General features: G+C 72.6%; 15 protein-coding genes and 1 rRNA gene. 3 read left to right on the forward strand and 13 right to left on the reverse strand.

The window, feature by feature from the left end; translation table 11 throughout:
• Positions 1-119 precede the first annotated feature (119 nt).
• From AB0O11_RS16980 to AB0O11_RS17040, 13 genes are all read right to left on the reverse strand, one after another.
• Entirely contained in the window at positions 120-707 is a 588-nt protein-coding gene (locus AB0O11_RS16980) for a hypothetical protein (RefSeq protein ID WP_363386846.1), read from the reverse strand.
• A 334-nt stretch (positions 708-1,041) separates the two neighbouring features.
• Complete coding sequence (locus tag AB0O11_RS16985) at positions 1,042-2,085, reverse strand: substrate-binding domain-containing protein (protein ID WP_363386849.1); 1,044 nt, start codon at positions 2,083-2,085, stop codon at positions 1,042-1,044.
• A 432-nt stretch (positions 2,086-2,517) separates the two neighbouring features.
• Positions 2,518-2,922, reverse strand: coding sequence for a hypothetical protein (locus AB0O11_RS16990; protein ID WP_363386852.1), 405 nt, complete (start codon positions 2,920-2,922; stop codon positions 2,518-2,520).
• A complete protein-coding gene (locus tag AB0O11_RS16995) occupies positions 2,912-3,325 on the reverse strand; it encodes a hypothetical protein (protein WP_363386855.1) in 414 nt (137 codons plus the stop codon). The genes AB0O11_RS16990 and AB0O11_RS16995 overlap by 11 nt, the downstream gene beginning before the upstream one ends.
• Before the next feature lie 168 nt (positions 3,326-3,493).
• Positions 3,494-5,320 carry a GAF domain-containing protein gene (locus AB0O11_RS17000; RefSeq protein WP_363386858.1) on the reverse strand — a complete coding sequence of 609 codons (1,827 nt, stop codon included), beginning with the start codon at positions 5,318-5,320 and terminating at the stop codon, positions 3,494-3,496.
• A gap of 60 nt (positions 5,321-5,380) precedes the next feature.
• The gene (gene cydD, locus AB0O11_RS17005) at positions 5,381-8,881 is read right to left on the reverse strand and encodes a thiol reductant ABC exporter subunit CydD (RefSeq protein WP_363386860.1); all 3,501 of its coding nucleotides are present in this window, start codon (positions 8,879-8,881) and stop codon (positions 5,381-5,383) included.
• 4 nt (positions 8,882-8,885) lie between these two features.
• Complete coding sequence (cydB, locus tag AB0O11_RS17010; RefSeq protein ID WP_363386863.1) at positions 8,886-9,911, reverse strand: cytochrome d ubiquinol oxidase subunit II; 1,026 nt, start codon at positions 9,909-9,911, stop codon at positions 8,886-8,888.
• A gap of 34 nt (positions 9,912-9,945) precedes the next feature.
• Positions 9,946-11,490, reverse strand: coding sequence for a cytochrome ubiquinol oxidase subunit I (locus AB0O11_RS17015; protein WP_363386866.1), 1,545 nt, complete (start codon positions 11,488-11,490; stop codon positions 9,946-9,948).
• Positions 11,491-11,849: 359 nt separating this feature from the next.
• Positions 11,850-13,211, reverse strand: coding sequence for an EF-hand domain-containing protein (locus AB0O11_RS17020; RefSeq protein ID WP_363386869.1), 1,362 nt, complete (start codon positions 13,209-13,211; stop codon positions 11,850-11,852).
• A gap of 372 nt (positions 13,212-13,583) precedes the next feature.
• A complete protein-coding gene (locus AB0O11_RS17025) occupies positions 13,584-14,480 on the reverse strand; it encodes an LPXTG cell wall anchor domain-containing protein (protein WP_363386872.1) in 897 nt (298 codons plus the stop codon).
• A 237-nt stretch (positions 14,481-14,717) separates the two neighbouring features.
• A complete protein-coding gene (locus AB0O11_RS17030) occupies positions 14,718-16,217 on the reverse strand; it encodes a HAMP domain-containing sensor histidine kinase (protein WP_363386875.1) in 1,500 nt (499 codons plus the stop codon).
• Between the two features lie 12 nt (positions 16,218-16,229).
• Positions 16,230-17,018, reverse strand: coding sequence for a response regulator transcription factor (locus AB0O11_RS17035; RefSeq protein WP_224281401.1), 789 nt, complete (start codon positions 17,016-17,018; stop codon positions 16,230-16,232).
• Positions 17,019-17,210: 192 nt separating this feature from the next.
• Complete coding sequence (locus AB0O11_RS17040; protein WP_363387101.1) at positions 17,211-17,576, reverse strand: hypothetical protein; 366 nt, start codon at positions 17,574-17,576, stop codon at positions 17,211-17,213.
• Between AB0O11_RS17040 and AB0O11_RS17045 the strand changes: the two genes are divergently transcribed.
• From AB0O11_RS17045 to AB0O11_RS17055, 3 genes are all read left to right on the forward strand, one after another.
• Positions 17,506-18,366, forward strand: coding sequence for an LUD domain-containing protein (locus tag AB0O11_RS17045; RefSeq protein WP_363386879.1), 861 nt, complete (start codon positions 17,506-17,508; stop codon positions 18,364-18,366). The two genes, AB0O11_RS17040 and AB0O11_RS17045, sit on opposite strands and share 71 nt — an antisense overlap.
• Before the next feature lie 87 nt (positions 18,367-18,453).
• Positions 18,454-18,570: ribosomal RNA gene (gene rrf, locus AB0O11_RS17050) — 5S ribosomal RNA — on the forward strand.
• Positions 18,571-18,850: 280 nt separating this feature from the next.
• Positions 18,851-19,564, forward strand: a complete 714-nt coding sequence (locus AB0O11_RS17055) for an IclR family transcriptional regulator (RefSeq protein WP_030246527.1) — start codon at positions 18,851-18,853, stop codon at positions 19,562-19,564.
• The last annotated feature ends 245 nt before the right edge of the window (positions 19,565-19,809 follow it).

Consider the following 19,809-nt stretch of genomic DNA (forward strand, 5'->3'; position numbering starts at 1 on the left):
GCCGGATCCGGTCGCCCACGTGTACGAGAGCACAACGCGGCGACTCCGTAGCGGAATTGGGCGATCCACACGGGGAGGCCCGCACCTGACGGCGCGGGCCTCTCGGGGGTCGGACGGCGTCAGCCGTTGACCGTCAGGGAGAAGGAGCCCACCGACTGGCCGTCGGTGAAGAACTTGGTGTTCAGCTTGGTGTCCAGGTACTGCGCGCCCACGGCGTCCACCGTGAAGTCCGACGCGTTCAGCGTCTGGGTGGTTCCGGTCTTCGCGGTCTGCAGCACACCGGCCGGCGCCAGCAGCTCGACCGGCGCGGAGCCTCCCTCCGGCACACCGGTGAGCCGCCAGCTGTCGGCGCTGAACGCGAGCTGCTTGAAGCGCACGCTCTTGCCGGTGAAGTAGTCGATGAACAGCAGGCTGCCGCCCAGCTGCACCTCGCCGTAGTAGCCCACGAGGTTGACCGAACCGCCGGTCACCGGGAAGGAGACCTTGAGGCCCTCGGCCGAGCTGTAGGAGACACCCGCGTCCGGCAGCGGGAGTACCACCACACCGTTCTGCGCCGCGGAGGACACGAAGGCGGTGCTGACGGTCGCCACGGCGCTGCCGGTGGGCGCGGCCGGCGTGGTGTCGGCGGCGGCCGCACCACTCAGGCTGGTCACGGCGATGACGACCGCGACGCTGCCGGCCAACAGCCGGGCGGAAGTACGGGACATGCTGAACTCCTTGGGAGAGGAATCGAGTCGGTGCTGGTGGAACACCGGTCGGACGACCGGCAGCTCTGGGATGCCACAGCACGGCGGCAGGCAGCGGGAACGTTCGACTCCGGACGAAGAAACCGCAGGCCGGGGTCAGCCGAAAGCCGTGGCTCCGGATGTCGGCGGCAGCCGCCGGGTCCTTGCAGATCCAGCCGTTCGGACCGAGGACCGCGCGCAGCGCGGTGCCGTGCGCGTCGGTGGCCGTCCGCTCGGAGTCCCGGATCATGTTGTGGACGATGCGGCCGGCGGCCACGGGCACGAGGCCCGTGGCCGCCGGGTGGTGCGGGGTGGTTCAGCTCTGGACGAAGGAGCCGCAGGCCGGGGTGACCAGGAAGCCGTAGCTCTTGAGGTCGGCCTTGGCGGTCGCGTTGGTGCAGATCCAGCCGGTGGGGCCGAAGATGGCGCGCAGCGCGGTGCCGTGCGCGTCGGTGGCGGTCCACTCGGTGTCACGGATGGCGTTGTAGACCACGCGGCCGAAGGCGGAGTTGGCGAAGGCGGCGTTGATGACGCCGTTCGCCACCGGGGCGACCGGGGCGGTGCCGAGGACGACGCTGCGCAGGGTCAGGGTGCCCGGGGCGTCGGTCGAGGTGCTGTGACCGCCGACCGTCTGGCCGAGGTACTTGGCGACGGAGTAGGGGAAGATCACGTTCGGGTCCTGCAGGTGGCTGTCGGTGCCCTCGTTCTCCTCCGGGCCGTCCTGGACGCAGGTGCCCAGAGTCGGGTTGCCGATCGCGGTCAGGAAGAACGCGCGGGTGCCGGAGTTGGCCTGCGGCAGGTAGGGCAGGATGTTGGTGGCCGGCTTGGTCGAGTCGATCTGGTTCCAGGTACGGGCGGCCGGGTCGCACTGGTAGATGGCCTTGAGCTGCGCCACGGTCAGCGACGCCGGGGCGTTGCCGGAGGCCTGGGCGGACCAGGTCACCGCGTCCTTGGCGAGCGCGACGAAGTCGAGGCCGTGGGCGTCGGTGGCCGCCGGGCCACGGGAGGAGCGGGCGAAGTCGACCGTGGCGGAGGTGTTGTTCGCCAGGGCCTTGACGCCGGCGCCGGAGCCGTTCGGGCGGTCGATCGAGGTGGCGCCGGTCTTGGTGGTGATCGGCGAGGTGCCGGTCGCGTCCCAGCTGTACAGACGGGGGGCGTTCGGGTCGGTCAGCGAGGCGTTGTAGTCGGCCGACAGCTGGTTCAGGACCGTCTGGGTCGTGTCGGAGCCGACGCCCACGATGTCGATGGCGCGGGGGGTGACACCGGTGGCCGGGTCGGCGACAGCGGTGCCGCTGACGACGGTGGCGACGGAGGTCGCCAGCGCGGCGACGGTGAGCAGCTTGGCAGCGGTCTTACGCATGTTCCTCTTCCTTCGGGGGAGAGACGTACATCGCGACCCGCACTCCGGTCGGGAGCTCGGGGCCGGTGGCCGCGTCCGCTGCGGCCTTCCCGGCGATGCCGATCCTGTCCGGCGGGGATGTTCCGCCGGAAGGGAGGCCGAGTCCGGCAGGGGAATGTCGACTCATCGGTTCAACGAGGTTTAGCCACTGGTCAGCGTGCACGTGACAGGGGCACTTCCGGGGCTCCTGACCTGGGCGACGTTCTTCTCCAGGAGGCTGCTCGGAGTGTTGCCGGAAACCTGTCCTTCACCGGAACTGCACGAACGGAGGAGGGTGCACGGAGAGCGCACGGAAGCGTCCGGGGATCGGACGAACACCCGGCAGGATCACCTGGCTCCGGACACGCCGACATGACGGCCCGTCGCTCGACGAGCCGTCATGTCACCTGTGTCCTAGAGCGGCCAGCGGCCGTCCCGCCCGGACCGCCGCAACTCCTGCCCCACCCACTGCAGTCCGGACAGGAACCCCTCGATCCCCGCCTGGCACTGGTCCCGCCGCAGGTACCCCCGCGCGCTGCGGGCGACCGGAACGGCGTCGGCCGCCCCCGGCCGGGTGCTGCGCACCGGCAGGTAGGCGGCCCAGACCCACTGGCGCCCTTCGGACTGCCCGACCGAACACCGCAGCGCGGCCCGTTCGATCAGCAACTCACGGACCGCCTCGGCGAGTTCGTCCTCACTGCGGTAGGTCCGCACGCCGACCCCGAGCGGCCGCCCGTTGGCGGCCCGCAGCGCCCAGCCGAGGCAGCGGTCCGCCGCCGGCACGATCAGCAGCCGTGGACCGCGCCGCTCAGCGGCCATCGGCGCGTCTCAACGGCACTGCGGGCTCCGGGAGTTCGCGCGGCGGCTGCTTGGAGAGCAGCACCACGAACCGCCGGAAGGCGTTCTGGCAGGTCGCGTACCGCTCGTACGCGCGGCTGGAGCGCACCTCGGGGAGGGCGCGCGAGCCCGGGACGACCCAGATCCACCCGATGCCCTCCCGCACGTGGGTGATCCGCGCGGTGAGCCCGGCCGCCGCGATGCGCAGGCCGTCGAAGCCCCGCTCGGCCTCGCCGGCCGTCTCGAACGCGGCCGGGGTGATCGCGACCACCCGTCCGTTGGGCGCCTTCAGTTGCCAGCGGTAGCGCCCGTCCGCTGCCCGTTCGGCGCGGAACCCCCCTCGACTTGCCCCTGCTGCGGTGTAGCCGCGGCCGGCAGCGTTCACTGCCCCCTCCGTCCGGTTGCCCTCCGGATTCCCCTCCGAGCGGGAGCAAAGCTATGTGTGCACACGGAGGCCCCGAAAGCCCAGAACGTTCACAACTTGCGCTGTTGGTCGGGAAGTTCTCTCTTGTTTAACTTTCACGGTTCCCGACCGGGAACCGGCCGGGAACGATCAGAGCCGGGCCGACCAGCGCACCATCGTCCCCTTCCGGTACGGCCCGCTCTCGTGCCAGGCGTCGCCGCCGAGCGCCTCGGCGCGCCGGGTGAGGTTGAGCAGGCCGCTGCGCCGGCCGCCCTCCGGGATGCCCACCCCGTCGTCGGTCACGGTGAGCAGCACGCCGGGCCGCCCGCCCCGGTCCAGCGACTCCGGGTCGCCGCCCACCGGGCGGCCGTCCTCGCCCAGGTGGGTGGTCGCGTCGATCTCCACGCCGACCCGGGAGGCGCGCGCGTGCCGGGCCGTGTTGGAGAGCATCTCGCGCAGGGCAGCCAGCAGTTGACGGCCGGTCTTCTCGCCGACCATGCTCTCCACCGGCCCGACGAAGCTCACCGAGGGCTTGAAGCCGAGCGCGGCCGCGGCCTGGCTGGCCTCCCGCAGCACCCGGGTGCGCAGGGTGTCCGGCGCGTCGCCGTGATTGTCGTGCTGGAGGGCGTAGATGGTGGTGCGGACCTCCTGGATGGTGGCGTCCAGCTCGTCCACCGCCTTGCCGATGCCGGACTTCACCTCGGGGACGATCGCCCGCCGGGCGGCGCTCTCCAGCATCATCCCGGTGGCGAACAGCCGCTGGATCACCAGGTCGTGGAGGTCCCGGGCGATCCGGTCGCGGTCCTGGAAGACGGCCAGGCGCTGCTGGTCGCGCTGGCCCTCGGCGAGCCGCAGGGCGAGCGCGGCCTGCGAGGCGAAGGTCTGGGCGAGCTGCTTCTCGCTGTCGGTGAACGGCAGCGCTCCGCGTGGGCGCCAGACGCAGAGCCCGCCGAGCACCCGTCCGGCGGCGACCATCGGCACGGCCATGGACGGGCCGAAGCGGCGGGCGAGCCGCATCACCACGGTCGGGTCGCCGGACATGTCGTCCAGGTAGACGCTCTCCCCCGCGAGCAGTCGGGCCGCGAAGCTCTCCCTGGGCAGCAGCTCCCCGCGGACGAACTCGGCCAGCTCGCCGGAGGCGTGCGCGACCCGCATCTGGCCGTCGCCCTCGCCGCCGCCCTCCGGACCGGTCGGCAGCAGGATCATGCCGATCGCGGCGTCCGCCAACTCCCGTACCTGTTCGGCCGCGACGGTCAGCGCGGCCTCGGCCTGCTCCGCGGAGAGCAGGGCGGTGGCGACGGCGGCGGCGCCGGCGATCCAGCGTTCGCGGCGCCGGCCCTCCTCGTACAGCCGGGAGTTCTCGATGGCCACGCCGGCCGCCGCGGCGAGCGCGTGCACCACCTGTTCGTCCTCGGGGGTGAAGGCGCCGCCGCCCTTCTTCTCGGTGAGGTAGAGGTTGCCGAACACCTCCGCGCGGATCCGGATCGGCACGCCCAGGAAGGTCCTCATCTGCGGGTGGTCCGGCGGGAACCCGGAGGAACGCGGGTCGGCGCCGAGGTCGGTCAGCCGCAGCGGTTCGGGGCGGTCGATGAGCACGCCGAGGATGCCCCGGCCGGTGGGCAGTTCGCCGATCTCGGCGGCGGTCTCGTCGTCGACCCCGACATGGATGAAGTCGGCCAGGCCGGTGCCGCCGGGGGCGATCACGCCGAGCGCCGCGTACCGGGCATCGACCAGTTCGGCCGCGCCCACGGCGATCCGGTGCAGGGTGGCGTGCAGGTCCAGCCCGGCCCCGATCGAGACCACCGCCTCCAGCAGCCGCTGCATCCGGTCGGTGACCGCGGCGGCCGACTGCAGGCGCTCGGCGACCTCGGTGACCAGGGTGTCCAGCCCGAGCGAGGCGATCTCGGGCACCCGATGGGGTGTCGGCTCGGGTGTGGCCTCGGGGAGGTCCGGCGTGGGGTCCGGCGTGGGGTCCATGGAGAAAGCCTACGTTTGTACGCTTTTCAGCCGAAGGCTGGCGCGACCGGCGGCACGTGATCAGCGGCCCACCGGCTCCAGCAGCCCGTCCGCCTCCCGCTCCCGCTGCCACATTGCGTGCAGCCGCCCGTCCGGGTCGGCCACCAACTCCGACCAGCGGCCCCGCTCGGCCACCCGTCCGCCGTCCAGCACCAGCACCTCGTCCACCGTGGCGTCGTCCAGCCCGGCCAGCCGGTGGGTGATCAGCACGGTGGTACGGCCCTCGGTGGCAGCCAGCAGGTCGGCCGTCAGGGCGTCGGCGGTGGGCAGGTCGAGGTGCTCGGCGGGCTCGTCCAGGACCAGCACGGGGAAGTCCGCGAGCAGCGCCCGGGCGAGCGCGAGGCGCTGGCGCTGGCCGCCGGAGAGCCGGGCACCGTGCTCGCCGACCATGGTGTCCAGGCCGTCCGGCAGGCTCTCGGTCCACTCCAGCAGCCGGGCGGCGGCCAGCGCGGCGCGCAGCTCGTCCTCCTCCGCTCCCGGCCGGGCCAGCCGCAGGTTCTCCCGCAGCGAGCTGTCGAAGACGTGGGCGTCCTGGGCGCAGAGCCCGATCACCCGGCGGACGGACTCGCCCGCCAGCGCGCGGCTGTCCACGGCCTGCGGACGGCCGTCGGCGAACCTGACCGTCCCGGCGCTCGGCTCCAGGAAGCGCAGCAGTGCCTGGGCGAGGGTGGTCTTGCCGGAGCCGGACGGGCCGACCACGGCGATCCGGCGGCCGGCGGCGAGGTCGAGGTCCACCCCGGCGAGCGCGTCCACCGTCCGCCCGGGGTGCCGCACGGTCAGCCCGCGCACCGCAACGGGCAGCGGCTGCTCGGGCAGCGGCTGCGGCTTCAAGGGCTCGGCGACGGGCTCCGGGGCGTTGAGCACCTCGTCCAGCCGGGCCTGCGCGGCGCGGCTGCGCTGGCGGGCCTGGACGGCGAGCGGCATCCCGGTGACGGCCTCGAAGGCGGCCAGCGGGGTCAGCACCACCACGGCCAGGCAGACCGGCGCCAGTGCCCCGTCGCGTACCCCCTGGACGCCGACGGCGGCCGCGGCGGCCACGGTCAGCCCGGTGAGCAGCGCGATCAGCCCGGTGCCGAGCGCCGTGGTGGCGGCCGAGCGGGCGGCCAGCCGGGTCAGCGCGGCGTCGGCGGTGCGGACGGCGGCCAGCCGGCCGGGCAGCGCGCCGGCCACGGTGAGCTCGGCGGTGCCGGTGAAGGCGTCCACCACGGCGGTGGCCAGGCGCCCGCGTGCCGGGGCCTGGCGCCGCTCGGCGCCGGCCGACCAGCGGGCGGCCAGGGCGGGCACCAGCACGCCCGCGAGCAGCAGCCCGAGGCCCAGCACCAGCCCGGCGGCGGGCAGGAAGACGGCCATCGCCACCGTCGAGGCCAGGGCGACCAGGCCGGCCACCGCGGCCGGCAGCCGCCAGCGCAGGTAGTGGTCCTGGATCGCGTCCACGTCGGCGACCAGCCGGGAGAGCAGGTCGCCGCGCCGGAAGGCGGGCAGTCCGGCCGGGGCGAGCGCGCTCAGCCGCCGGTAGACGGCGGCCCGCAGGGTGCCGAGGGTGCGCAGCACCGCGTCGTGCGAGACCAGCCGCTCCGCGTAGCGGAAGACGCTGCGGCCGATGCCGAAGGCCCGCACCGAGGTGACGGCCATCATCAGGTAGAGCACCGGCGGCATCTCGGAGGCCCGGGAGATCAGGTAGCCGGAGGTGGCCATCAGGGCGACGGCGCAGCCGAGGGCGAGCGCGCCGAGCAGGATCGAGAGCGCCAGCCGGGGGGTGGTGCCGGCCTCGGGCTCGGGCTCCTCGGCCACGGCCGGTGCGGGGGTGGGGCGGCCGCTGTGGGCGAGCGGGGCTGTGATGCGCCCGCGCGCCTCCGGCTCCGGGAGGGCGGCCGGTCCCGCCAGCCGGACCCGCTGGTCCGCGACGGCCAGCAGGGCCGGCCGGTGCGCGACCACCAGCACGGTGCGTGCCGGGTCCGCGGCGAGCACCCGGACGGCGTCCACCACGGCCGCCTCGGAGGCGCCGTCCAGGTTGGCGGTCGGCTCGTCCAGCAGCACCAGCGGCCGGTCGTCGGCGAGCAGCACCCGGGCGAGGGCGAGGCGCTGGCGCTGCCCGGCGGAGAGCCCGGCGCCGTCCTCCCCCAGGACGGCCGTCAGGTCGGTCACGAAGTCGAGCGCGTGCGCGGCCCGCAGCGCCGTCCACAGCTGCTCGTCGGTGGCCTCCGGCCGGTAGAGCCGCAGGTTCTCGGCGACCGTCCCGGCGAACAGGTGCGGGTGCTGCGGCACCCAGGCGATCTGTCGCCGCCAGCTCTCCGGGTCCAGCTCGGCCAGGTCGTGGGTGCGGCCGTCGGCGGCGGTGATCCGGACGGTGCCGGACTCCGGGGCGGTGAGGCCGAGCAGCACCGCCAGCAGGGTGGACTTGCCGGCGCCGCTCGGGCCGGTGAGCGCCGTGCTGGAGCCCGGGCGCAGGGTCAGCCCGGCGCCGTCCAGCGCGGGCTCGGTGCGCCCGGGGTGCCGGACGACCAGGCCCTCGACGGCGATCACCGCGCCCGCGAGTTCCGGCGCCGGGGTGGTGCCGGCGGCGGGCAGCGGGGTCTCCAGCACCCGGAACAGCTCGTCGGCGGCGGTCAGCCCCTCGACGCTGGAGTGGTAGAGCGCGCCGACCTGGCGGATCGGGAAGTACACCTCGGGGGCGAGCACCAGGATCAGCAGGCCGGTCTCCAGGTCGAGCGTGCCGTCCACCAGCCGGAACCCGACGGTGACGGCGACCAGCGCGACGGACAGGGTGGAGAGCAGTTCCAGGGTGAAGGAGGAGACGAAGGCGATCCGCAGGGTGCGCAGGGTGGCCCGGCGGTAGTCGGCGGTGATCCGGGCGATGGTGGCGGCCTGGGTGCGGGCCCGGTTGAACACCTTGAGGGTGGGCAGCCCGGCGACCACGTCGAGGAAGTGGTGGGAGAGCCGGGCGAGGGTGTTCCACTGCCGGTCCATCCGGGACTGGGTGGCCATCCCGATCAGCACCATGAACAGCGGGATCAGCGGCAGCGTCCCGGCGATGATCGCGGCCGAGGTGAAGTCGGCGCCGACGATCCGCAGCAGCACGATCACCGGGACGACCACGGCCAGCGCCAACTGCGGCAGGTAGCGGGCGAAGTAGTCGTCCAGCGCGTCGATGCCGCGGGTGGCGAGGGTGGTGAGTTCGCCGGTGCGCCGGCCCGCCAGGTAGGACGGGCCGAGCGCGGTGGCGTGGTCGAGCAGCCGGCGCCGCAGGGTGGACTTCACCCGGGCGACGGACCGGTGGGCGGTGAGTTCGGTGAGCCAGCCGACCAGCCCGCGCCCGACCGCCGTCAGGGCGAGCAGCAGCAGCGGCGTGGTCAGCTCGCCGAGCGTCGCCCCGCGCTGGAAGGCGCGGACGACGATCTCGGCGATCAGACTCGCCTGGGCGACCACCAGGGCCGCGCCGACCGCGCCGAGCAGCACGGATCCGGCGAGGAAGGCCCTGGTGGTGCGGGCGTACCCGAGGAGTCGGGGGTCGACCGGCTTCACGGCGTCAGACCTGCTCGAGTTCGGCGGCCGGGGCGTGGCCGGGGATGTGCTGGACCCCGATCCGCTTGCGGAACACCCAGTAGGTCCAGCCCTGGTAGAGCAGCACCAGCGGGGTGAACACGGCCGCCACGATGGTCATCAGCCGGAGCGTGTACGCGGCGGAGGACGCGTTGCTGACGGTCAGGCTCCAGGCGTCGTTCAGGCTGGACGGCATGACGTTCGGGAAGAGCGACAGGAAGAGCATCGCGACCGCGGCCACGATGGTCGCCCCGGAGAGGACGAACGCCCAGCCCTCGCGGCCGATCTGGTTGGCCGCGAGCGCGCCGAGCAGGGCCAGGACGGCGATGACCAGCGCGACCAGGCTGCGGCCGTTGCCGCTGTCGGCCTGGGTCCAGACCAGGAAGACCAGCGCCAGCACGGCGGTCGCCAGCCCGGCCTGCAGGGCGGCCCTGCGGGCCCGCTCGCGGATCTCCCCGACCGTCTTGAGCGCCGCGAACACCGCGCCGTGGAAGGTGAACAGGCTGAGCGTCACCAGGCCGCCGAGCAGCGCGTACGGGTTGAGCAGGTCCCAGAAGGTGCCGACGTAGTTCTTGTGCGCGTCGATCTCGACGCCGCGCACGATGTTGGCGAAGGCCACACCCCACAGGAAGGCCGGGAGCAGGGAGGTCCAGAAGATGGCCTCCTCCCAGTTGCGCTGCCAGCGGACGCCGTCGCGCTTGGCCCGGTACTCGAAGGCCACGCCGCGGATGATCAGGCAGACCAGGATGATCAGCAGCGGGATGTAGAAGCCGCTGAAGAGCGTCGCGTACCAGTCCGGGAAGGCGGCGAAGGTGGCGCCGCCGGCGGTCAGCAGCCAGACCTCGTTCCCGTCCCAGACCGGGCCGATGGTGTTGATCAGCACCCGGCGCTCGGCGGTGTTGCGGGCGAGCGGCTTGGAGAGGATGCCGATCCCGAAGTCGAAGCCCTCCAGGAAGAAGTAGCCGATCCACAGGACCGCGATCAGCACGAACCAGACGTCGTGGAGTTGCATGTCAGATCCTCAGTTCCCCAGTGGTCCTGGTGGCTCAGTACGCGAAGGCGAGCGGCTTGTCGGCGTCCTCGTCCGAGGACGGTCCGCGCAGGGACGGGTCCTTGGCCGGGGGCTGCTCGGTCACCACCGGGCCGGCCTTGGCGTACTTGACCAGCAGCCGGACCTCGACGACGGCGAGGACGGCGTAGAGCAGGGTGAAGGTGACCAGGGCACCGATCTGGGTGCCGACGCCGACGTTGGGGGAGACGGCGCTGGCCGTGGTCATCAGGCCGAAGACGGCCCAGGGCTGGCGGCCCATCTCGGTGAAGATCCAGCCGAAGCTGTTGGCGATCAGCGGGAAGCCCATGGTCAGGATGCCGACCCGCCAGCTCCACTTGGTGAGCACCGGGCCCAGTTCGCGCTTCGGCGTGAGCATCAGCCGGGGCACCTCGGTGGCGCCGGTGCGGAACTCGGGGTCCAGGAAGAGCTTCCTGCGGGTGGTCCAGAGGCCCACCAGGCCGGCCACGAAGGAGGTCATCCCGAAGCCGATCATGAAGCGGAAGCCCCAGTAGGTGACGAAGACGCTCGGGATGTAGTCCTTGGGGTCTCCGCCGTGCTGGGCGGCCTCGGCGGCGGCGGTGTCGTTGATGCCGGGGACGGTGGAGCTGAAGTCGCTGTGGGCGAGGAAGGACAGCACCCCGGGGACTTCCAGGGCGACCGAGTTGTGGCCCTTGCTGACGTCGCCGACCGCGAAGATCGAGAACGGCGCCGGCGACTGGGTGTCCCACAGTGCCTCGGCGGCGGCCATCTTCATCGGCTGCTGCTCGAACATGACCTTGCCGAGGGTGTCGCCGCTGAGCGCGGTGCCGGCGCCGAAGACCACCGCGAGCACCAGGCCGAGCCGCAGCGAGGTGCGCATCACGGCGGTCTTCTTGGGGTCGGCGGTCTCGGGCTTGCGCTTGGCCTTCCAGAGGTGGAAGGAGGCGATGCCGACCATGAACGCGGCACCGGTGAGGAAGGCTGCGGTCAGGGTGTGGAAGACGACGGTGAGGGTGGTGTTCTGGAACAGCACCTTGGCGATGTCGGTGAGCTGCGCCTTCCCGGTGGCCGGGTCGATCGTGTAGCCGACCGGGTGCTGCATCCAGCTGTTGGCCGCCAGGATGAAGTAGGCGGAGAGCACGGTGCCCAGCGCGACCATCCACATGCAGGCGGCGTGGATCTTCTTCGGCAGCTTGTCCCAGCCGAAGATCCACAGGCCGATGAAGGTGGACTCGAAGAAGAAGGCGATCAGCGCCTCCATCGCGAGCGGGGCGCCGAAGACGTCACCGACGAAGCGGGAGTAGTCGGACCAGTTCATGCCGAACTGGAACTCCTGGACGATGCCGGTGACCACGCCCATCGCGATGTTGATGAGGAAGAGCTTTCCCCAGAACTTGGTCGCGTGGAAGTACTTCTCCTTGTTCGTCCGCACCCAGGCGGTCTCCAGCCCGGCCACGATGGCGGCCAGGCTGATCGTGAGCGGGACGAAGAGGAAGTGGTAGACGGTCGTGATGCCGAATTGCCACCGCGCGATGGTCTCGTGAGCGATTGCCAGTTCCACGTCGCTCTCTCTCCCAACCTGCCCGCAGGATGACGGGCATCTTCCGGACAAACTTCTCTAAAGCCGTAGACCGTTGCTCAACCACGCAAGCTTGTCCGCTTGTGAACGTGAACACGTTCACAAGAAGCAGTATCCATCATCCTTACGAAGGAATCGCAGGCGGGGTGGGGTTGACACGGCACGGCGGTGCGTGACGCTGCGCACAGTCTGCGGAGCCGCCGGGCGCCGGGACAACGAACGAGTGGGCGGACCGGGCGCGGATCTTGGCCGAACCGGTGCTTGACAGGTGCCCCGGCCGCTTGACCGGGGCACCGGAAACCGTCAGGACGGCCGTCGGGCCCGGCCGTCAGGTGTGACCGTCAGGCCCGGCCGAGGAGCTCGGTGCCCGGGGTGGAGTCGGCGCGGGCCGTGAAGAACTCGCTGAACCCCACGAGGAACTCCTCCCGGGTGATCCGGCCGTCCCCGTCGGCGTCCAACTGGCGGAAACCGTGCGACAGCTCGGCCGGGTGCACGCGCGGCCCGCCGAACACCGCCCGGTACTCGTCGAACTCCAGGAAGCCGCTGCCGTCGGTGTCCGCCGCGGTGAACACCGCCCGCAGCGCGGGCAGCAGCCCCCGCTCCAGGTAGGCCTCGTCCCGGTCGCAGCCGGCCAGGGTCGCCGCCACGAACTCCTCCCGGCTGACCCTCCCGTCCCCGTCGGCGTCCATCAGCGCGCGCAGCTGCTCCCACCAGCTGTCGAAGGCCTCGTACACCCGGGCCTCGCCGGCCTCGTCCAGCTCCAGCTGCCAGCACACGTTGTGCGCCATCGCCCGCAGGTCGTGTGCCGTGATGAAGCCGTCGCCGGTCTGGTCCAGCACCTCACGGAAGAAGCGGTCCAGCCGGGATCCGCGCGCGTCCCGGCGCTGGCGGGGGAGGCGGGGCGGACGGTGCTCCTCCGGGGAGCGGTAGCGCGCCCGGTCCGGGAGGAAGCGGACGACGGCGCCGGCGCCGCGGTGCAGCACGGCGGACAGCAGCGCCCCCCGGCGGGTACGGACCAGCCCGAACCGCTCCCGCACGGCGGGCGGCAGGTCCGCCACCGTCAGGTCACGGATCACCCGGGCGACCAGCACCCGGGTGATCCGCCATCCGGCGTCCCCGAGGAACCACAGCCGGCGCGGCCGGGGCGCCTCGCGCAGCAGATCGCCCAGCAGGTAGCGCGCCGCCTCGGTGTACTCCAGCCTCTCGCGGGCGCACCGGGCGAAGTACGCGGGCAACTCCCCCACGGTCTCCGGGATCTCACCCTCGGGAAGGCCGAAGGCCGCGACCGTCTCCCGGAACTCCGCGTACGCCGACGCCAGCTCCCCGGCGTCGTACGGGTCCCCGCCCAGCCGGCGCATCGCGACCACGCACTCGAAGAGCGTCAGCAGCACCCAGGCCCTGGTCGCCGCGTCCCGGGCGTCGTACGGCCGCCCGTCCGGCCCCGTCCCCCGGATCCGCTTGTGCGCCCGCTCCAACCGGGCCACCTCCCGGCGCAGCGCGTCCGCGTCCTGGTAGAACAGCCGCCGCCCGCTGCCCAGCGTGTGCTCCACCCGCCGCCACGGATGCGCCCGGTACGTCGAGTGCTCCGCCATCCCCGCCGACACCACCGGATCCGCTGCCTGGAGCACCAGCAGCCGCCAGGCGACCAGGGCGATCCGCCACTCGGACAGGTCCCGCTTGAACGAAACACCCTGGTCAGACACAGCGCTCCCCAGTGATTTCGGAGCCGATCCCGAAGCCCTTGGCGGGACCCCCCGGGATGACGGCCTGCTTGCCGTACGGGAATCGGGCCGGGAAGTCACAACCGATCTCCGCGCGCACGTTCTTCGGGACAGCAATGGCCTTCCATCCCTCTCACAGCCTCTGGTCAGTGTCCACGACGGTCTCCCGGTGCCCGAGTCAGCACGTGGACCATCGCACACGGCCGAGGGGCCGATCGGGTGAACGGTGGCGGGTTCACTCGATCGGGGAGTTTGGGGGCTCGGAAACGCCGGAACCGCAGGACGGGCCGGGGCCTGTCCTGCGGTTCCGGGTGGTCGCGCCCTCCTCCCGAGCGGACGCGAACGGGGGGTGGGTCAGGAGGTGGAGCGGGTGGCCGGCTTGCGGCGGGAGACGTAGAGGGCGGCGGCGCCGAGGCTGATGGCGAGGCCGGAACCCAGGGCGAGGTACGGCGTGGCCGGGTTGGAGCCGGTCTCGGCGAGTTCGGTGGCCGAGCCGGTGGTGGCCTGGGTGGTGGTCGCGGTGGTCGACTTGTTCACGGTGGTCGACTTGTTCGTGGTGGTGGTCTTGGTCGTGGTGGTGTCCGAGACCGGGGTGACGGCCGCGGGCTGCTCGACCGGCTCCTCGACGGGCTGCTCGACGGGCTGCTCGACCGGCTTCTCGGCGGCCGCCCTGGCGTCGGCGAGGGCCTTGTCCGCGGCGGCCTTGACGGTGGCCGCGGCCTTGGTGGCCTGATCCGCCGTGTGGATCCGGCGGAACGCCTCGACCCGGGCGTCGTCCATGGCGTTCCGCGCGGCCGTCACGTCGGCCTTGGCCTTCTCGTCCGCGGCGATGGCGGCGTTGGCGGCGTCGACCGCCTTGAGCATCCGCTCCCTGGCCTTGGGCAGCTCCTCGTCCGTGGCGGAGCCGTACGCCCGGGAGGCCTCCCCGGCCTCCTTGTTGGCGGCGTCCTTGGCGGCGGCGGCCTTCGCCGCGGCGGCCTTGGCCTCCTGGTACTTGCCCAGGTAGGGCTGCGGGTCGTCGAGGAAGGCGGAGGCCTCGGCCCGCACCTTGGCCTCGTTGGCGACGGCCGCCGTGTAGGCCTTGGCGGCGTCGGCGGCGGCCCGCTCCAGTTCGGCGATCGAGCCGTTGCCGCTCCGGGTCTGCGCCGCCGGAGCCGACTCCGCGAAGGCGGGCGTCGCGGAAAGCATGGCGACGGGCGAGACGACGGCGGCGACGAGGGCGGCCGAAACCAGCGAACGGCGGAGTTTCACGATGACCCCTTTCGGGTCTAAAGGAAAGCAAAAGCCTCGGCCGGAACGGATTCTGACGGCCGGGCAGCGCCGATCATAGACAGACGCTTTCTTAACGCTCCATTCCGGATTCCGGCAATGATCGAGCGTCGTGCCTTCCTGGTTCGCCGGAGAATTGACGAGTCGACAAATGCGACGAGACCCGCGCCCCGAATGCCCGGATTCCGAGCATTCGGACGGGGACGAGAGGAATTCCGGTCAGCGCTGGCGGGGCAGTTCGACCCGGAAGGTGGCGCCCTCGCCCGGGGCGGTGTGCAGGGTGAGGGTGCCTCCGTGGGCGCGGGTGAGGGCGGTCGCGATGGCGAGGCCGAGGCCGGCGCCGCCGCCGTTGTCGCGGCTGCGGGAGGGGTCGACCCGGAAGAAGCGGTCGAAGACCCGCTGGGCCTGCTCCTCGGTGAGGCCCGGGCCGGAGTCGGCGACCTCCAGCAGGCAGATGCCGCCGGGGCCGGCGCCCACCCCGATCCGGACCGGGGTGCCGGACGGGGTGTGCTTGACCGCGTTGCCGACCAGGTTGGTGACCACCTGCCGCAGCCGCGCCTCGTCGCCGAGGACGGGCGCCGCGCCGGGCGCGCCGGTGCCGGCCGGGCCGGTGAGCGCGACCGGGCGGCTGGGGTCGAGGGCGGTGAGGTCGTGCAGCGCGTCGGCGGCGAGGGTGCGCAGGTCCATCGGGGCGAGGTCGAGCGGGCGCTCCTCGTCCAGCCGGGCGAGCACCAGCAGGTCCTCGACCAGGGCCCCCATCCGGTCGGCCTCGCTCTCGATCCGGGTCATGGTCCGCTTGACGTCGGCGTCGGTGGGCAGCGCGCCCATCCGGTACAGCTCGGCGAAGCCGCGGATGCCGGCCAGCGGGGTGCGCAGCTCGTGCGAGGCGTCGGCGACGAAGCGCCGCATCCGGGCCTCGGACTCGGCGCGGGCCGCGAAGGCCGCCTCGATCTGGGTGAGCATCCCGTTGAGCGCGATCGACAGCCGGCCGACCTCGGTGCCCGGGGAGAGCTCCGGCATCCGGTGCGACAGTTCGCCGGCCGCGATCCGCTCGGCGCCCTCCTCGATCCGGGCCAGCGGCCGCAGTCCGGCCCGTACCGCGAAGAAGCCGAGCGCGGCGATCAGCACCAGGACGCCGCCGCCGATGGCCAGGAAGGAGGTGTTCAGCTTGCCGAGGGTGGCGTCGATGTCCTCGCGGGAGACCGCCACCATGACGTGGGTCGGGGTGACCTCCGGCGAGGCGTACGCGCTGGGGGTGGGGGCCTGTCCGCGGGGGGTCTGGAGCGGCAGCACCAGCACCCGCCACCTGTGGTGGCCGCGCTGGTCGGGCAGGTCGAAGGGGACGTCGGGGGCGGTCCGGGTCGGGTCCAGCCCGGCCAGCTGGGGTGCCGGATCGCTGTCCGAGACGGGCTGGCGCATCACCGCCTGGACCTTGCCGTCCGAGGAGAGGTACTGCACCAGGTACTGGCTGGGCAGGCTGACCCGCCGGCCGGCGACGGCGGGTCGGCCGGCGGCCGGCGCGGTCAGCTGGCCCGGGGGCTTGCGGGAGAGCGGCGGCCCGTACCGCTGGAGCTGCTCGTCGAGCTGCTCCACCAGCTGGGTCCGCACGGTGCCGAGCACGAAGGTGTCGCTGATCACGAGCCCGGTGGTGACCAGGGCGAGCGCGAGCACCAGCAGCCGGGCGCGCAGCGACAGCCGGGAGGAGAAGCGGGCGAACACGAGCGGGTCCGGTCAGCCCTGCGGGGGGCGGCGCATGACGTAGCCGATGCCGCGCACGGTGTGGATCAGCTTGGGGCCGTGCGCCGGGCCGGAGTCGAGCTTGCGGCGCAGGTAGGAGATGTACGACTCGACGATGGAGAGGTCCCCGCCGAAGTCGTAGGCCCAGACGTGGTCGAGGATCTGCGACTTGGAGACCACCCGGCCGACGTTGGCCATCAGGTAGTGCAGCAGCTTGAACTCGGTCGGGGAGAGCGAGACCGTGGTTCCGCCCCGGGTGACCTCGTGGGCGACCGGGTCGAGGCTGAGGTCGGCGACGACCAGCCGGCCGTCCTCGGCCGGTCCGCCGGCCCGGCGCAGGATGGCGCGGATCCGGGCGATCAGCTCCTCCAGGCTGAACGGCTTGGTGACGTAGTCGTCCGCACCGGCGGCCAGGCCCTGCACCTTGTCGCCGACGCCGTCCTTGGCGGTGAGGAAGAGCACCGGCAGGTGGTCGCCGGGGTGCCCGTGGGCCGGGCCGGCTATCTGCCCGCGGCTGGTGCGCTCGCGCAGCTTCTCGACGACGGTGAAGCCGTCGAGGTCGGGGAGCATCACGTCGAGCACGACCAGGTCCGGGCGCTCGGCGGCGACCAGTTCGAGCGCCTCGGTGCCGCTGGCGGCGGAGGCGACGCGGAAGCCGGAGAAGCGCAGCGAGGCGGAGAGCAGCTCGCGGATGTTGGGTTCGTCGTCCACGACGAGCAGGAACGCTTCGCCCTGGCCTCCGGCCACCGTGGAGCCGCCTGGTGTGGTGACAGTGCCTTGCACGGGGCTTTCGCCTCCCGGTCGGACGATGACGTTCAGCATGAGGCTAGCCCCCGGAGGCTATGCGGCATGGATGAATGTTGGATTAACACCTTATCGGTCGGTTTTTGGGCGATCGGCGCACAGGGGTGGGTTCGGTGGTGTGCGTACGGGCGTGGACACGACGAATGGGGCGCGCACCCGGCGTGACGCGCCTCACTTCCGCACGTCGCCTCCACTCGGCCGGCCCTCCGTCCAGGGCCGGAGCTTCTCCGGGTTGCGCACCGCCCAGATGTGGGTGATCAGGCCCTCGGCGATCCGGAACGCGAACACGGTGACGGTCACGCCGTCCTGCCGGGCGACCAGGCCGGGAAGACCGTTGACGCTGCACTCCAGCAGCGTGATGCCGGGCGCGAAACGGTCGGAGTCCAGGTAGGCGGCGGCGATCCGCTCGCGCCCGGTCAGCGGGTGCAGCAGCGCGCCGACCAGACCGCCGCCGTCGGCGATCACGGTGGCCCCGGGGTCCAGCCACCCGGGCGCGATCCGGATCGACGGCGACACCGCGACCGGCCGCGCCCACATACACGAGGTCGTCCGCCTCAAGAACGGCATGCAGGGGCTCAACTACGCGATCTACCACGACCGTTACCGACGCACGGCGGACGGCTGGCGGTTCACCGAGCGGGTCTACGAGATCCGCTACCTGGACACCACCCCGCTGACCGGCGCGGCGCCGCACGCCACCGGACCGGCCTCGCACACGGCCCCGGCCCCGGACCCGACGGCCGCCGACCGCCTGGAGCGGGTGGCCGCCGCACTGACGGCGAACGGCTTCACCGTCGAGATCCTGGACGACGCCGCCGCCGCGCGCACCCGGGTCGCGGAGCTGGTCCCGGCCGGCGCCACCGTCTTCACCGGGGCCAGCGAGACCCTCCGGCTCTCCGGCATCGAGGAGGACGTCAACACCGGCGACCGCTACCGGGCCGTGAAACCCCGCGCGCTGGCCATGGACCGGGCCACCGAGGCCGACGGCATCCGCACGATGGCCGCCACCCCGGACGTGGCGCTCGGCAGCGTCGCCGCCGTCACCGAGACCGGCTCCCTGGTCGTCGCCTCGGCCACGGGCAGCCAGCTGCCCGCCTACGTCGGCGGTGCCGGCCGGGCGATCTGGGTCGTCGGGGCCCAGAAGGTCGTCCCGGACCTCCCCGCCGCCCTGCGGCGCCTGGAGCAGCACGTCCTCCCGCTGGAATCCGACCGCGCCCGGGCCGCGTACGGCCGGCCGAGCGCCGTGAACCAGCTCCTCGTGCTCAACACCCCGGCCCGGCTCACCCCGGGGACCGTCCTGCTGCTGCGCGAGGCCGTCGGCTTCTGAGGCCGCGGAATCCCTCCGCTTTTCGCCCTGCTATGATTTACGGCGAGGCGAAGGCAATGCTTTCGAGCAATTGCCCGGCCCGATCATTTCGGTGGTCATAGCGAGAGGGAAACGCCCGGCTCCATTCCGAACCCGGAAGCTAAGCCTTTCAGCGCCGATGGTACTGCAGGGGGGACCCTGTGGGAGAGTAGGACGCCGCCGAATTCTTCTTACGGCCCCTGCCGTGTCCGACAGAGACACGGCAGGGGCTTTTTCGTTTCCCCCGACGATTCGGCTTCCCCCCGACTCCCCCGACTCCCCCGACTCCCCCGACTCCCCCGGCTTCCGCGGCTTCCGCCCCCGCGGAGCGCCCTTCGGAGCGTCCTTCGGAGCGTCCGGTATGCGAGACGCCGAGTCCCGGAAAAGCCGCTTTGCAGGCATCCGAGAGGATGGCGACCACCGAAACGGACTTGCGTCTCGCTACCTGAGACTGCAATATCATGGTATGGACAACACTAGCGGCGTCGGCGTTCTCGACAAGGCCGCTCTGGTGCTCAGCGCACTGGAGTCGGGCCCCGCCACGCTGGCGGGGCTGGTCGCCGCCACCGGTCTGGCGCGCCCCACCGCCCACAGACTCGCCGTCGCACTCGAACACCACCGCCTCGTCACCCGCGACATGCAGGGCCGCTTCATCCTCGGCCCCCGCCTGTCCGAACTCTCCGCCGCAGCCGGCGAGGACCGACTGCTCGCCACCGCGGGCCCCGTCCTCACCCACCTGCGCGACGTCACCGGAGAAAGCGCCCAGCTCTACCGCCGCCAAGGCGAAATGCGCATCTGCGTCGCCGCCGCCGAACGACTCTCCGGCCTGCGCGACACCGTCCCCGTCGGCAGCACCCTGCCCATGAAGGCCGGCTCCGCCGCCCAGGTCCTCCTCGCCTGGGAAGAACCCGAACGCCTCCACCGAGGCCTCCAGGGCGCCCGCTTCACCGCCACCGCACTCAGCGGCGTCCGCCGCCGCGGCTGGGCCCAGTCCATCGGCGAACGCGAACCCGGCGTCGCCTCCGTCTCCGCCCCCGTCCGCGGCCCCTCCAACCGCGTCGTCGCCGCCGTCTCCGTCTCCGGCCCCATCGAACGCCTCACCCGCCACCCCGGCCGCCTCCACGCCCAGGCCATCATCGAAGCCGCCAACCGCCTCACCGAAGCCCTCCGCCGCAGCTGACGGAACCCGGCCGACGGACACGACGGAACGGGCCGTGTCCGAGGAAGAAACCTCCTCGGACGCGGCCCGTTCCGCCGTTCCGGCCGCCCGTCCCCCTCCACGGTTCCTACGGTTCGAGGCGGTGCGGGCCCCGGAAGATCTTCCCGCGTGTGGAGAGCGGGCGGTGGTGCCGTCCGGACGACCGCGTGCCGACTTCGGCCTACGCTGGCTGGAGGGGGTCCCGGGCACCACCGGCCACCACCTCA

Source organism: Kitasatospora sp. NPDC093102 (assembly GCF_040683915.1).
GTDB lineage: Bacteria > Actinomycetota > Actinomycetes > Streptomycetales > Streptomycetaceae > Kitasatospora.

Coding starts and splice junctions, on each gene's coding strand:
- AB0O11_RS17040 (WP_363387101.1), bottom strand. CDS start 17,576: ATGTGGGCGCGGCCGGTCGCGGTGTCGCCGTCGATCCGGATCGCGCCC.
- cydB (WP_363386863.1), bottom strand. CDS start 9,911: ATGCAACTCCACGACGTCTGGTTCGTGCTGATCGCGGTCCTGTGGATC.
- AB0O11_RS16985 (WP_363386849.1), bottom strand. CDS start 2,085: ATGCGTAAGACCGCTGCCAAGCTGCTCACCGTCGCCGCGCTGGCGACC.
- AB0O11_RS16990 (WP_363386852.1), bottom strand. CDS start 2,922: ATGGCCGCTGAGCGGCGCGGTCCACGGCTGCTGATCGTGCCGGCGGCG.
- AB0O11_RS17055 (WP_030246527.1), top strand. CDS start 18,851: ATGGACAACACTAGCGGCGTCGGCGTTCTCGACAAGGCCGCTCTGGTG.
- AB0O11_RS16980 (WP_363386846.1), bottom strand. CDS start 707: ATGTCCCGTACTTCCGCCCGGCTGTTGGCCGGCAGCGTCGCGGTCGTC.
- AB0O11_RS17000 (WP_363386858.1), bottom strand. CDS start 5,320: ATGGACCCCACGCCGGACCCCACGCCGGACCTCCCCGAGGCCACACCC.